This is a genomic window from Pseudoalteromonas luteoviolacea S2607 (assembly GCF_001625575.1).
Taxonomy (GTDB): Bacteria; Pseudomonadota; Gammaproteobacteria; order Enterobacterales; family Alteromonadaceae; genus Pseudoalteromonas; species Pseudoalteromonas luteoviolacea_E.
Genome location: NZ_AUXV01000015.1, coordinates 75,071 through 91,146 on the forward strand (window position 1 = coordinate 75,071; position 16,076 = coordinate 91,146).

The 16,076-nt window shown below is 42.2% G+C and carries 8 protein-coding genes; all 8 read right to left on the bottom strand.

Annotated elements, in window-relative coordinates:
- Positions 1-12: 12 nt before the first annotated feature.
- Entirely contained in the window at positions 13-450 is a 438-nt protein-coding gene (locus N480_RS09265) for an N-acetyltransferase (RefSeq protein WP_063372230.1), read from the bottom strand.
- A 61-nt stretch (positions 451-511) separates the two neighbouring features.
- Positions 512-1,165, bottom strand: a complete 654-nt coding sequence (locus N480_RS09270; RefSeq protein ID WP_063372231.1) for a C39 family peptidase — start codon at positions 1,163-1,165, stop codon at positions 512-514.
- Between the two features lie 294 nt (positions 1,166-1,459).
- Positions 1,460-3,091 (bottom strand): methyl-accepting chemotaxis protein, encoded by a 1,632-nt coding sequence (locus N480_RS09275; protein WP_063372232.1) that lies wholly within the window; start codon positions 3,089-3,091, stop codon positions 1,460-1,462.
- Positions 3,092-3,624: 533 nt separating this feature from the next.
- Positions 3,625-3,978 (bottom strand): DUF5329 family protein, encoded by a 354-nt coding sequence (locus N480_RS09280; RefSeq protein ID WP_063372233.1) that lies wholly within the window; start codon positions 3,976-3,978, stop codon positions 3,625-3,627.
- Between the two features lie 144 nt (positions 3,979-4,122).
- Positions 4,123-5,331 carry a DUF5074 domain-containing protein gene (locus N480_RS09285; protein ID WP_063372234.1) on the bottom strand — a complete coding sequence of 403 codons (1,209 nt, stop codon included), beginning with the start codon at positions 5,329-5,331 and terminating at the stop codon, positions 4,123-4,125.
- Between the two features lie 353 nt (positions 5,332-5,684).
- Positions 5,685-12,506: a non-ribosomal peptide synthetase gene (locus tag N480_RS09290; RefSeq protein WP_155732807.1), complete on the bottom strand. Its 6,822-nt coding sequence runs from the start codon at positions 12,504-12,506 to the stop codon at positions 5,685-5,687.
- Between the two features lie 368 nt (positions 12,507-12,874).
- Complete coding sequence (locus N480_RS09295; protein ID WP_063372236.1) at positions 12,875-15,412, bottom strand: ABC transporter permease; 2,538 nt, start codon at positions 15,410-15,412, stop codon at positions 12,875-12,877.
- Positions 15,409-16,059, bottom strand: a complete 651-nt coding sequence (locus N480_RS09300) for an ABC transporter ATP-binding protein (RefSeq protein WP_063372237.1) — start codon at positions 16,057-16,059, stop codon at positions 15,409-15,411. Before N480_RS09300 ends, N480_RS09295 begins: the two co-directional genes overlap by 4 nt.
- Between the last annotated feature and the right edge of the window lie 17 nt (positions 16,060-16,076).

Here is a 16,076-nt window from a genome sequence, read left to right on the forward strand (position 1 = left end):
TGAGCTTAAATACTAGGCATCTACCGTGTTTTGCCAGCGCATAATAAATTGCTGCTGGCCTGTTACCTGCTCTAACTCCTCACCAGCGATAACAAAACCTTGCTTTTTGTAAAATGCTACGCTGGCAACATTCCTTTTATAAACCGCCAATTGAAGGCTACTACACCTGCGCTTGGCATCCTTTATCAACTTTTTACCAATGCCCTGGCCTTGCCGCTCAGGTAACACAAAAATAGCGGCGAGTGTATTATCGACTAAAGCGTAAAAACCGACAATTTTGTGATCTTTTACGTACACATAGTTTTTTGAGCTGGGTAAGTATACATCCTTCATCGAATCTAACTGCTCACGCCAAAATGTAGCAGGCACAAAGTGGTGGGATTGCTCAGAAGCTGCTAGCCAAACAAGTAAAACTGACTCCAGATCGGCTTTAGCGCTTTCTCTTATCATGTGCATCTCCAATACCGATACTAATCGATATTTAATGAACGTTACTCTCTAGTAAAGCGCATTAAAGTTTAATGTCTATTTTTTTGCGTTCAGTATTAAACGCGACAGCATAGTACCGCAGCCTTGGATGCTCAACGTTCCACAAGTTTAAAAACTCTTCATACGTTTGCACTACTCTCTTTGCCCCTTTAGCATCATTTAAATACATTAGACGCTTGGCCTCATCAAAACCCACTACAACACGATAATGACTTTGAGAGCGAGGTAATTCCCAATACTGAAACACGATAACAGGAATACCATTGGCAATGTATGCTTTCACATGGTTAAACAACTGCGCACGTTTTTCGTCAAGCCCATTTAAATAGGGGTTGCGAGCGCTTATGCTAGCGACTTTGCCGAATCGTTCCAAAAAGCCCTCTAAATAAGTGATTTTTACACCTGGGTAACTGGTCCAGTTACGGGGGAAGTTATTTAAAATACCTGATTCAACAAAAACTGGCGCATCTTCGTACTGATGCAATATAGATTCCGCGATGTCGTATTGATTGTATTGCTTGATCCCCCAATATTTAAAGAGCATCTCGATCGTTGCGGGCCCACAAAGCTTCTCACCCTGTTCGACAAGCGGCACATTTAAGATTATTTTTTGGGTGGTTTGAGCAGTTGCAAGTAAAGGTAGTATTAATATAAAAATAGCAAAACACCTGTTCACGTTTCTTCCTTGCTAATTCAAAGGGTAAATGATTAATAAATTCGTTATTTTTGCTATAAATTAATCATAGAAACTCGATTGTACAGAATAAAGTCAACAATTGTAGCTATTAAACCCTATCCAATGATAGTCGTGCCATTGGCGAATTTAGATTTTTTCAACATGAAATCTTCAAATTAAAAATAGGCGAGCTTCAATTCAAAGCACGCCCTTATTTACATTAACAACTTGAGAAATATAGTTTCATTTTCACAACTTGCGAAATTAAGTATCAAATAATTCAAGTATGTGTATTTAAGACAATTTAAATTGCTCAACGCTGGTTTTTAGACCGTGAGCTAACTCACTAATCTCATGGCACGCCTGTGAAGTTTGATTTGCGCCTTCCGTCATTTCAACCGCTGCATAATTGATATTTTCAATATTGCGATTTAGTTCTTCTGATACAACTGACTGCTCGTTGCATGCGGCAGCAATTTGCGTACTCATGGCTGCAATGCTGTCGATCTCTTGTTCAATCTGATTAATCGTCTCACTGACTGTTTCTGTCTGATTGACGCAAACATCAATGCCTTTTTGACAAGTCCTCGTGGCTTCGCCTGTTTCTTTAGATTTTTGCTGTAAATCACTCACTATTTCAACAATCTGTGTTGTTGAATCTTGAGTACGCTGTGCCAATGAGCGAACTTCATCTGCAACGACGGCAAAACCTCGGCCTTGCGCACCGGCTCTTGCAGCTTCAATAGCGGCATTCAGTGCCAACAAGTTCGTTTGCTCAGCAATTTCACGAATGACATCAACGACGACATTTATATTTTGCGAATTCTTTTCTAAATTGGCCGCCAAATCTCCCGCATGAGATACCGTATCTGCCACGCTAGAGATTTGCGCAATATTGCTTTTTAATGCAGTGCTGCCCTCTCTCGATTTCATATTCGCTTGATTCGCAGACTCTGCGCCCATTTCTGTACTTTTCGCCACCTCTGACACCGCAGCTTGCATCTCTGTCATAGCAGATGCAACGGACTGTAATTCGTTTTGCTGATTTTGCATACCAGACGCATTTTGCGCCGAAATCATATTGACCTCTTCTACCGCTGTGGTCAGTTGGATAGCGCTGTCATTTATCTGCACAACAAGGCCGTTAAGTTGTTGGCGCATCTGCTCCAATGATGTCAGTAACGAACCTAGTTCATTTTCACCAACTTGGCGCAGATCAATACCAGTGCTCAGGTCGCCATTTGCAATACTTTTTGCCAAATGCATCGCTTTACCGAGCGGTGTTTTGATTGCACCACTTAATACAAAACATATCAGAGCAATCATAATTGCAGACACAATCGTACAAATCACGATTACCGTGATCACCGTTTGTACGGCTTTGATAGCTGACGTTTCAGCACTGCCTACATTTTCACTGTTAATTTTTACAAGTTCGGTTAGTTCATCCATTGCAGCCGAGAAATGCGGGTAACTGTCTAATACTATTTTATTTGCCTTACTCACTTCATCGTTTTGTACTAACTGATTAAAGACAGCTGTCGCAGCAGCATACTTACGCCATGCACTTTCAAATGCTTCAAATTGACGTCTCTCTTGGTTAGATACGTTAAGCGTGCTGTATAAAGAAACTTTATCGTTCACGCCAGATTTCAGTTCATCCAAGGTCACTAGCCATGAATCTAATTCTGGGTGATTGGGGTTCGTCGCCACACCAAATTCGTCTTTTCTGATGGTGGTAAGGTCAACCTGTATACCTTTAACAATTTCAACTGAAGGTATGCTTGTTTGAACGATAAACTCGAGATCGTCACTGATCCCTTTTAAGCCATGATAGGTCATCAGGCTCACACCGAAGAAAACTAAAAATACCGACGTAAAACTTATGCCGATCTGCTTAGATATAGACAAATCTTTTAATGCCATATTTATGTATAAATCCCTAAAATTACAATGACTGAATACCAATACCTCAAACGCATAACACGATAAACATGCCATTTTTAGATATTTGAAGATGGTATTTAATAAAATAAGTGAGCGACAAAATGGTAGTCTCGACCACTTGAACACATGTGATCAGCTGCTTCAGGATGAATGACAGCTTATTTTTACAAGCTATCTCAGCTAGATGAAAGGTTCATATAATAGAAAACTTGCTCGTTTTAGTGTGGCGAACAAGTGATTGTATTATATTAGAAACAAATAAAGGTTGGAATATTTTAATTATTAATTATTAGTCTTTAATGTTATTAAATTACATATTTCAAATACCTTTTTGATCACAAAAAGATCAAAACAATTAATACAAGATAAAAATATGCTTACTTTAGTATTTACCTAAAATTAAAATAAAACATATGAAACAAATATAGTTACAATTTAAAATATACGACCACGCTCTTACGTATTTAATCTTTAGCTGCACGGTATGTCGAATACTCACTCTTGTATTGGCTCTAATTGGCCACTTTCTCACGCCGTAAACGATTAAGCTCTAAGATTAACCAATCTCGACTTCGCATAGCTTCTTGCCCTGGGCAATGAATTTTGTAGTGCTTGCCTGAAAGCGCACTCTTATTTGCAGCATAACGGATAAAGTCTTCTGTCGACTCTATATCTTCTTGATAATATTTATACTTTTTCATTATGTGGGCGCGGGCATCTTTGGCCGAATGAAAGCTACCATTCCTTTCATACTGACATCCAGAGTGCTCCACATAATCAAGTAAATGTACTATTTCTGCGGAAATCTCAGCTGCCGCGGCAGACATGAACAGCGAGGTGGCAATAGCCAGTATTGAATATTTCATAGCGTTCCTTGTGCTCACTAATAAATGAAAGGGACAAATTGGGTTTTCCAATAAGACGTCTTTAATTGCGAAAAGGTTGCAATCAGAACTAAAAAAGCGACTTTTAAACACTAAAAGTCGCTATCACATTGATAAAGTCAAAGGTTATTCTACAGTCACAAGGCCTGTTTTTGAGTCGTATAATATTTTGCCAGCCTCCCCTGAGGCGTAGCCGTACTCGCAAACGCCTTTACGGGCTCTAATTACTTTATAATCACCATCTGCGGTCGAGAAATACCACTTAGTACTCCCATCGCTTTTCTTTCTCCCTTTACCATTTCTGTTTAAGGTGTATTGATGGTCTAAAAAGTTATTCCACATGCGTGCACAGCGATTGGCATTGGGGTTTTTAGTAAACTTATTGTGTTTATTCAACCTGTCTTTTGCCTCAACAGGAAAGCCCTGATCGTTGAAATTGACACTGTTGTCTTTGAACCCGTCCAAGTTCGCGACCTTTTCTGTTTGCCCATCATTGACCCAAAATTGCTTCGCTTTATCGACCTCTAGTTGTAAGGCATGTGCGATGACAGGCAGTGTATTTCCGCAGCCTTGTGAGTAGCTCAAATCAGCGATGTGCTCAGGGCCATCCATATAAAATGTAGCCTGAGCAGTCTGTGGATCTAGTGTATAAATCTTGGCGTTTTCACCACGCTCTCTTGCGGATACATAAATCACGCCTTGACTGTCAACTGCAAGACCTGAAGCCCAATGCAAGTTGTGCTCACCAACTTTGTCGAGCGTCATATCGCCATCGTTCAAAACGTACAAAGCTTTAGCATTGAGGACATAAATTAAATTACCATCAGCAGAGTACGCAATGTCGCCATGAGCAAAGTCATCATAAACAGCGTCACTGGCATTCATTTTTCCCATTACGGTCTTTTCGCCAGTTGTTAAGTCAAACTGGTACATATATGTTTGGCTAGTAGCAAGCAAATACGTCCCATCAGGAGATACTGCTGAACGCTTAATCGGATAACTTGTTGTAGCAGCGACTTCGCTTTGTTGCATTGTTGCAGTGTCGAAAACGAAAATCTTTGACGCGTTGCTTTCGGTATCGAAGCGCTTGATTGTGTAAAGCTTGTCACCGCTGCCAGCCAAGTTACTCGCGCTAATGTCAGCCCCAGGAACCTCTCTCACAACTTTGCTGCGCGTATCGATGTGGTACAGTGCGCTGCTTTGAGCGTTTGCGTATCGATCGATGGCGTATAAGCCACTGAGACACACTGACGATTGGGCTAGTGCACCAAAACTACTCAACGCCGCCGCAGCGATTATGCCTAAACCATATATTTTGTTGACCGTTTGCTTCATGGGCATACCCGTAATTATGAATGATGTAGAGTTAAAGCAAGTTACACACCAAGAATTTTAAATCCATAGCAATCATAAAGATAAAAATAAAAAAACACTAAAGTCTAGATATAAGCCAAATGAAAAGGGCCATAGTCAAAGAACCGTTGCAAAATGCAAAACATTTTTGCAAAATTTTTTGCTAGATGCCCCCGTGAACCTTAATGCGCTCTATCGTCAGGCAATATAACCGCGTCATTTTGCTTTGCAATTTGCAAATTGGTAATTTTGCAAAGTGCAAATGTCGCTCATTAATTACCCGCGTAGATAAATATATGGGCCACCTACTTAAAGGTTAGCCCTATTTGGATTTGCTAATCACATAAGTGACTTGTCGCAAAGTACTTTGCTATCGTCTGCTCCGGTAGATGAGGGGGAGACAAATTAAATTGCTCAAACCAATGCCAGGTTTTTTGGCTGCTAATCGGCGCAAACTCTGAATCAGAATTAGCGCTTACATCAGCAGCCAGTTTACGCATATCATCGATGAACAAATACTCCCCATCCACTTTGTTCCCAGATTTCTTAAACTCGACCAGAGACTCAATAAAACGCGCGTAACTCGTAAGTTTAATTGGCGTCTCGGACACCTTATTTCTCGCTCTGACCAAATCTGAAAAATACAAGTGCTGAGCATTCGCTAAATGATACACAGGGAGCACTTTAGGCTGAATTGCCAATGTGGTTAGCGCTTTAGCTACGTAGTCCACAGGTAAGATGCTCGTCTGAAAACGGTTATCCTCAAAACAAACTCCCAAGTTAGAGGTTAACTTCATGAGCATTGTTAGCCACTGCTCCTGATCACTCAACCCCGTTCTCTGACACCCTGATGTAAGGCCGAGCCTGACAACACTAATATCAAACCCACGCTGTTGCGCTTGATTGATCAGCAATTCCGAAGCCCATTTCGTTGAAACGTATCCCTGCGTATGTATATGCTTTTGAACATGCAATGCCGTGTGTTCATCGGCTAAGGCAGACTGTTTTAAAACCGCGGTTGTAGATACAAAAACCATCCGCTTTGGTACACCCTGCTGTTGTAGGTCAATTAACTCGATGGTGCTATTTACATTAGCAGCCTTCATTTGCTCAAACTGTGCCAAATGGTCCATATAGGTTGCGCAATGAATGATCAGGTTTACTTTGCAAGCGACAGTATTGTAACTATCGCAACTCAGCCCTAATCGCTTTTTCGCTAAGTCTCCCGTTACAACTTTTATCCTGCTTTCAAAATCACTGTCCCACAAACGTGCTTTTTGAAGGCTTTGCTTAATTTTATGTGCCGCATGCTGTTGATCATCAGCCCTTACTAAACAATATACCGTCAACGCTGTATCTTTAAGCAATTGTGCAAGTGTATAGCGCCCCACAAATCCTGTTGCGCCTGTTAATAATATGGCTTTGAATCCACCTGCGGACTCTGGCGCTTCACCTGTTAGATCCTCTGGGAGCATAAACTGAGCCGGATCAATTAAATCAGTCGTATTTGGTTTAAACTCCGAGAGCTGCCTCACTGTCCGGTGGCTATATAAATTGCGTAAGGTAAAACTTTGCCCCGTTAACCTCTCTATTTGGTGAGCAAGTTGCATGGCAAGCATGGAATGACCGCCTAGCTCAAAAAAGTCGTCATCTACACCCACCTTTTGTACGCCTAGCAAGCGCTCAAAAACAGCGCAAAGCTGCTTTTCGAACTTTTCATTGGGTGCCGAGTACTCGCGTTCAGACTGAAAGTTTGGTGTGGGTAATTTACCTATATCTAATTTACCGTTAAACGTCAGTGGCAAGCCCTCAACTTCGATGTAAACACTTGGATGCATAAATGAAGGTAGTCGCCGTTCAATATACGATCTAATTTCTTGCGCTTGGCCTTGCCCTAAAGTCGCCTGCACATAAGCTACTAAGTGAGTCTGTCCTTGGTGCTTAAAGTCTATCACCGCTGCGTTCTTAACATGTTTATGCGCGAGCAATACACTTTCAATCTCACCTAACTCAATTCTGAACCCGCGCACTTTGACTTGGCCGTCATTGCGCCCGCAAAACTCCAGTTCGCCATCGCTTCTCCAACGGACTAAATCGCCAGTTCTATACATCATAGCACCGCTATCATCACCGAATACATCGGGAATAAAGCGCGCTTTTGAGAGCTCGGCCCTGTTTAAATAACCCGCCGCAACTCCATCACCTGAAACATAAAGCTCTCCTTGCACGCCCTTTGGCACTAAACGCTGAGACGAGTCAAGAACATACACGCGGCGTGTGTTAACGGGTTTTCCTATGGGGACATTAGCGCCTTTAAACCCATTGCAGCGATAAGTCGTAACAATGGTACTTTCGGTAGGACCATAGCCGTTTATAAGGTGTTGAGGGCAAGCACCTGACGCCTGTAATTGTCGAACCGTTTCACTGTTTGCCGCTTCCCCTCCAAATATCAGGTATTTCAAATCAGCAAAGCAATGTGGTGCATAGCTATACAAACTGTCCAACAATGATGTCGTTAACCATAATGTGGTGATTTTTTCTTTGCTTAGCATGGATAGAATATCTGAAATACTAGGCTGCATCATGTCGGGAATAAGCAAAGTCGCACCATGACAGAGCGCACCCCAGATTTCGAAAAGTGCCATATCAAAATTAGGGTTTGCCAATTGGACAAGCCTATCGTCTGCACAAAACTCAACGTAACCATTATTTTGAATCAATGACACGACACCTCGATGCGTCGTTTGAACCCCTTTTGGTGCCCCCGTGGTACCAGATGTATAGATTAAGTACGCCAGAGAATCGATACTCCCTGCTGTATTTACGTCATCACTTGCACTGTTAACGCCAATGAGATCGCTATAGCAAATGCTCTTACAATTATGTCCAGCCAGATTTTCGATATTGATCTTATCCGAAATCACCAATAAGGGACGACTGTCCTCTAGCATGGCCTTTACACGTACAATAGGATATTCAGGAGAGATCATCACAACGACAGCACCCAATTTAAGCACTGCAAGCGCGCTCACAATCATCCCGACGCCCCGTGACTGAAATATACCAATATGCTGCTGTTGCAAACTTCCTCTATTTGAATGCTGCAATAAACCGCGCGCAAGCTGATTAGCGCGCTCGTTTAACGCTTGATAACTGATTTCTATGTCTTTATATTTGAGCGCAGTTTTTTGACCTTGCCTGCATACCTGCTCTGCAAACAGTTCGTGAATTCGCAATTGTCGCAATGGGGTGTTTTTTGATGGCTGGCTCCACTGATGTAACAACACATCTCTTTCATCAAAAGGGATCACATCTAACGTGCTTAACAATGTATGAGGCCTTTCAATTAATTGCGCCAAAGCGATTTGGTACATGTGCGCAAACCTTGATATGGTTTCACACTCGAAAAGTGCAGTCGCATAATTCCAATCAATTACAATGTTTTCGTCACTGTCATCAATAAGAATGGTCATATCATATTTAGCGGCAGTATGAAGGTGATGAGGTATTATTCTCATTCCTTGAGGAAGGTCGTCTTGCTCGGTAAATGCTTGCACACTAAACAACACTTGGAAAATAGGCGAACGTGAAGGATCAAAATCTGCATCAACCGCGTTGACAATGTCATTCAGTGGTAATGCTTGGTGCGCACGGACTTCAGCAACGCTGTTGATAGTCAATTTAAGCAATTCCAACATGGTCACGTCGCCGTTTTCGAGCTTCACACGAATTGGCAGTGAATTAACAAAAAAGCCAATTAGCGACTGCGTTTGCGTCACATATCGATTTTCAAAAGGCGTACCTATTATCAAATCATACTGCTGAGACAACTTTTGACATAGTGCAAAAAAACCACTCAGCATCACATGATACAAAGTCGTGTTCTGCATTTGAGCAAATGCCTTGAGCTTAGCTGACAACTCAGTGTCTAGGGTCACAAATTGACTTTTACCGATGTAATCAAAATTTGTGCACCTTCCTTTATCGTAGGGCAGCAGCAAGCTTTCTGCACCATCTAAGTATTCTTGCCAGAAGGTTTTGAGCGTGACATGTTCTTCACCTTTGAGTGCACTGCGCTGCCAGCTCGCATAATCACGATAAGTCACTGCGAGCGAAGGTAAAGGCCCTTTGCGTCCATAAAAGTGAGCTAACTCTCGAAATAAAATACTTAGAGACCACCCATCAACCACAATATGGTGAATATTTATCAGTAAGTACCGCTCTTGTTCAGTCGCAATCATAGTCAACTTAACCGGAAGCTCATTCGCCAGATTAAATACTTCATTGGCGTATTGAACCTGCATTTTATGAAGCGCCTCATCCGATTTGACTTTGATGCGCCGTAGCTCAAAGTTCTGCTTCGATATCCATGGCAAGGCCTGCTTATGTGTATGCCAGCGGTATTGGGTTTTCAGAATTGCATGCCTTGACGCCACTTCTTCGAGTGCTTGCACAAGAGCATTGCAATCAAAGTTTGCGCTTAGTTCAAATAAAAATGGGGTATTGTAGGCAATTTCGGCTTCTTTAATGGACTGAATAAACAGTAACCGCTGCTCTGCAAAAGAAAGCACAGGTTCATTCGATTTAGGTATTTCAATCGCCTGATTGCGGTGAACTAATTTGGATAATGCCGATACCGTGGGGTTTTCAAACAGCCCATTTAATGCAAAGTCTAACGCTAATTCTTGCTGGCAAAGTGATTGAAATTTAAGTAACTTTATGGAGTTTCCGCCGAGCTGCAAAAAATTATCTTCTATGCCCACCTGATCCACGCCAAGCACCCTTTCAACCAATGAACAAAGCGCTTCTTGTAACGGAGTACTGGGCGCCACAAATAGCTTCTGCTCACGCGTTTGATAGTTAGTAGTAAGTGACTTAACGTCTATTTTACCATTTAGCGTCAGTGGGAGCTGTGCAATGTAAACTAGGTCACTCGGTACCATATGTGCTGGTAGTCTAGCTTCTAGGGCATTTAATAAAACCGCTTTGGTGGCGGCATTTAACGCTTTAAGGTCACCTTCCAATTGCACAAAACTTACTAGTTTTTGACCCGAGTTTTGCCCGATTGCAAGAGTGTGTGCATTTTTCACATTCAACTGGCTCATTAAAGCGTGGTTTATAGCTGCAAGCTCGACGCGATAACCATTGATTTTGACCTGCCCGTCGCGCCGTCCCATAAATCGAAGTGCCCCTTGACTGTCAAAATAGCCAAGATCGCCGGTTTTATAAGCTCTTAACCGTCCTTGTTCAGTGTCAATTTCAATGAACTTACCAGCCTCTTGCTGCTTATTTAAGTAACCGACGGCGAGCCCCGAACCAACAGTAACGACTTCTCCAACACAACCTTGTGGAAGAGGTGTGCCGCTGTGTGTTGCAACGAAAACACCAGTGCCGTTGATGGCCTCTCCTATGGGTAGAGGGATGTGACTAGGCCAATCTCTGGGGATTGGAAAGCAACTAGTGAAAACCGTGTTTTCAGTGGGACCATAACCATTAATAATTTGGATTTGAGCATTGTTTTCATAGACTTGTGCAACATGAATAGGCGAAACAACATCACCACCCACGATGAGCTGTTTAAGCCCATCAAAAATAAGTGGGTCTATTTCCACTAAGGCGTGAAACAGCGCCGCCGTCAAAAACGCGGTATTTACTCGGTCACAAAAAAGTTCACGTAGATGGTCAGGTTTAAATTCAGCCTCTGCTACCAAGTGAACACAGCCACCATTGAGCAAAGCTCCCCAAAATTCAAACACAAATGCATCAAAACTCTGATTAGCAGCACAGAGCATTTCGGTGTTTCTGTTAAGAGCCACAAAATTCGGCTTTATGACTAATCGCTCCACACCACGGTGTGCACACACAATACCTTTTGGCTGCCCTGTGGATCCTGATGAAAAATTGATATAGAGAGGTGATTGAGCTGCCACATTAACACTGCGATAAGGCGCGATTGCCGTCTCTTGTAGTTGACTTAGCGTATACCTCGCCACCTCACCATTGTACTCGTAACAGTCACTAATAATCGCGCTCGCTGCACTTTGCGCTGTGATAGTCTGTACGCGGGAATTAGACTCATTTGGGGAGATTGGCACATATACACCACCAGCATATACAACTCCAAGTATTGCTTTTGCTAGCGCAATACCGCGAGGCAGTACAATGACGACTTTATTACCTTGTTCTATTCCTGCACACTGCAACGATGATGCAATACTCTTTGCCGCACTAGCTAATGCTTTATAACTCAATTGTTCACCATTGTAGCTTAGCGCTATTTTGTGAGGCTCTTGACTCGCTACATGCTCAAAAATACTTAAAACGTCTGGCTTATTTTTCAAAATATTCGGTATATTTTGAGGAACTGAGTGACAAGCTTTAGAGCGCTGAAATAAACTGGACTCAAATATATCTGCGATGGTTTTTAGCGAGTATTCACTCAGAGATTTACCAAACCAGTGCCAAGTTAAACTTAAACCGCCTTCTTTTAATTCTATAAAAATGAGTGCTTTACTCTTCGAATTTGATTTAAGCCTTTGCTTTAGTTCAGTATTGTCACTGTTTTTCAGCCATACGACTTCGATGGCCTCGAGCGGATTCTCAGCTTTATCAATGCCCAGCGATGCGCATAGCCCCTTGGCATCGACGTAACCTGTAGCTAAGTCTTGTTGCAATTGAGTAGCAAATTGAGACGCCGATACGGCTTCTCCTTGCTGACCAAACCGAATAGGACGTTTGAGTAGGTAACCTTCTTGTTCGAACGACACGTGCAATACCACATCAGATTGCCCACTGTAGGTCGAAAATGCATGACACAGGTGATAAAAAATAGCAGCCGTGTTGCCGAGCTTTGTGTTACTTAATATTGATTGCCACAACGTAAACTTAGCACCGTGAATACATTGTATAAATTGTCCACAGTCTTCATTTGGCATGCACATGTTATGTAAATGAACAGGTTCATAACCCAAAAATCGTGCTTGCCAATAAGCATTTTGTGACTTCATATAGTCAAGCAATGTCCGCTCATGACCACGCACTCGATTGATCACTTCGTCAGATACTTTAAAAGGTGATTGCAAAGTAATTTCATCATTTTTGAGAGATAGTGTGACTCCCTCAGCATATAAATTTTTTAATATATTTTTAGCGTTCATAATTAACCACTGTATTGTTTTTCCTTGTTGATTTTTATTTTCACGCACCACAATGTTGATTATTCGAAGCTCACATCAGCCTTTGAATAAAAACATTTGTGCAACAATAATGTAATTAGTTGCTTTCAGTAAAAACAAGTAAAAAAAAACAATAAAGTATTACTATTAAGAACTTATTTAAGTAATTAGTTGGTTGGTAGCAAGGGGTTGGCGTTTGGCGCGCACAAATAGATTGACTCTGTTTAAAATGTACAGCTCCCGTTCAATCTAGTACGCTTTAGACTTTTGAAAATATTCAGTATAAAGTTGGCGCAGCAATGTAGAAAACGACATTGCTGCGCCATTTGAGTACAGGTTCTAAGAGTCGGCTACCCTCTTTGTTCCAGCAAGTTTGTTACACTTTGCTTGAGCTGCTTTGAGCTTAAACACATCCCGCCAAAAGCAATAACCAGAACAATTGTGAGAGCTTCGATAAGTAACATCAGGTTATTCGGTCTATAGGTAAAGCCAAACCCTTCTTGATAAATCTGCCCAATAAACAAATAAACAGATGCAAGAGCACACAACACGGGCACAATAGTTAAAATTACCCATTCAATAATCAACATATTTCTGCCTTGTTTTTCGCTTAAACCAAAACTCATCAGTAATCCATTTTTCAGCTTGTCTCTTTGTAAATGTGTCTGGATCGACGCAACTACAAGCAAATTGCTCATCAGGCCAATAAAAAAACCATATGCCAACATCAGGTACATAAGGGTCTCGATGGTACCTCGTAAACGAGAAAGCAACTCTTCCACCCTCAACATGCGAATACTAGGATGTGCTTGCCAAATTTCGCCTAATCGCTCAAGTCCTTGCTGGGTTAAATCAACACTTCCCATATAATAGATTTGCTCACTTTCCATGGGAACTACAGCTTGGTGTACAACAAACCAAAATGTTATTGAATCCTTACCTGAACGATAGTGATGCACTGAGGCGATTTCGAATCCTTGGCTGCGACTGCCAATTTGCATTGTAATCACGTCGCCCAGTGATAGGTTGAGCTCTTCAAACACTTCTTGCTCCATAGAAATGGCCGGCATCGTTTGTTGCTGATATTGCCACCCTCCCTCTACAACCTTAATATTGTCTGGCTGGTCATAGTGCCAATGTAGATTGATATTCCGCTCCAACCGCGTCCGTGAATCACTCGGCGGCGCATCTATTTCAGTGAGTAAAACGTCATTAATGTGCGTCACGCGCGCGCTTTGAAACGCCTTAAACGTCTTTACTTCCCCACCACTTTTAACTGCGAATTCTTCAATAGCTTGCTTCTGGTTAAGATCTGCTTGAGTTACAAAGATATTCCCTTGATCTTCAAACAAAGCGCGTTCCAACGCACTATTCACATCTTGTCCAATACGTAAACACAGTAAAAGCAAAGTCGCGCTTAAGCCCAATGCTAATATTTGGACCATTTTCACGTTTAGTCTTTGCTTCATGAGCAATAAGACAAAAGCGACAGTGCCACCTTTGTTCTTAAAAAAGCGACTTGCGAGTTTTAATAGTGTCCAAGTTAGTGTCAATAGCAACACTAAACACACTCCAAGACCAGCTAAGAGCAAACCTGTGAGTACCCAATTATCCGTGTTAATGAAAACTACGACCAATAGTGAAAGCAGTGGACATAACCCGCCAACAATGAAAGTTGCAGCCCCACTCTCACGCTTTTCTAGCAAATCTCTTACCGTGCTCTTTAACAACTTCACCCAGCTTGGAGTTGTCAGTAAAGCATATAACACCACACTCATTAACAGTGCTTGACCTACTCCCGTCATGTCCCACATAAGCTCAAAGGTCTCAAACATATTTTGCTGCACGAGCTGTTCAATAATCACCGCGAGAACCAAGGCCAAGGCCAACGCTGGTAAAAAACTGATAAGCAAAATACAGGTAATGAGTGTGACCACTAAAACTGGGATTTGTTTATGTGTCACCCCATTTGCCAGCATCACAGCAAGCACGGATTGAATTGGCTCAACATGGCTTCGTTGACTTAACCACAAGCATAAACAAGTAAGCAGTACTATCACAAAGCTGATAAGGCCCATAAAATTTTGCACACGCTGCCAAGCATGTGCCATTGGGTAATTATTAAGTTGTTTACTCACCACGCGCATATCAGCACTGCTTGACTGCAGCTGCTGCAGTAAGGCTGGAGAAAATGTACTGTCATGGTTGATTAGCACTTGCCTCTCTGAAGCTTGCAAGTCTAGGTCTTGCAAGCTTTGCAAAGAAACGAGCGCTCGCCTATCGCTGCTATAACCTTGAATGATTCTATCGGGTTCGTTCAAGAGCAGTCCGCTCACCAGTAGCTGAGTAGTGCCTAACGTGACTTCATCACCAACCTCTACTTTCAAAGCCCGTGCTAAATGCGGCTCTAACCAGATTTCACCTTTTTTAGGGCCCGCCGACATTAAAGTTGGCGTCAATTGCTGATCGGTCGAGATTGTGATTTGGCCATTGAGTGGATAGGTTTGCCCTACCGCTTTTAGCTTAGTATGGCTATATGTTCCATCACCGCTCAAGGTGATGTCAAAACTCTCGATATAACTGTGCGCTGCGGAGTTAACCTCAACCCAGTCGATTTCATCATTATGCCAGTTTCGATTTATACTGAGCTGAGTATCGGCACCAAGCATAGTTTGCAGGTTATGGTTCAAATATTTGTCTACCCCTTGCCCTAGGACACTGGTCAAGCTTAGATACAAAAACAACAGTGCCAAGCTCAATAAAGGTATTAAATGCTTTCCTTTTCGAACCTGAAGAAAAAAGATTCTGGTTAGCAGCAAGCTCGCACTAAGACGACTGAATTTAGCATGTGTATTGCGCTCAACTTTTGGCATGTAATCATCAATCATAACCTGAGCTCTCCATTTTCTAAGTGATAGATTTTGTCGAGCTTTGCCGCTAAGTTTAGGTCATGTGTTACCACAACCATGGTCGTGCCAGATTCTTTCGCACCGTTTTGCATATGCTCGAAAACCTGTTCTGCTGTGGTTTGATCTAAGTTTCCAGTGGGCTCATCAGCAAAAATAATTTGAGGCTCACTGCATAGTGCTCTTGCAATAGCGACCCGCTGTTGCTCACCCCCACTTAACTTTGTCACGGGCTGCAACGCTTGGTCTTCCATGTTTACAATACGCAGTTTTTCTAGCGCTTGTTCCTCTGCACTTTTTTCACCTCTAAGTAGAAGCGGTAGCGCGACATTTTGTAGTGCATTTAACTCTGGCAATAAATGGAAGTGCTGAAATACAAACCCAGACACACTATTGATCTCTTCGAGCTGCTCATTATCATGTTGATAGCTGATCCGCCCACTTTGCTGATTTTCAAGTCCTGCCAGCAAAGACAGTAAGGTTGATTTACCAGACCCTGATGCACCAACGATAGCGATTTGCTCACCTGGCTCTACAGCCATCGAGATTGCTTTTAGCAAATGTAGCTGGTTACCGTTTACCAATTGAATCGTGTGATCAAGATGACTGACATCCAACTTAATACCCATGCTCACTCCTTAAATAA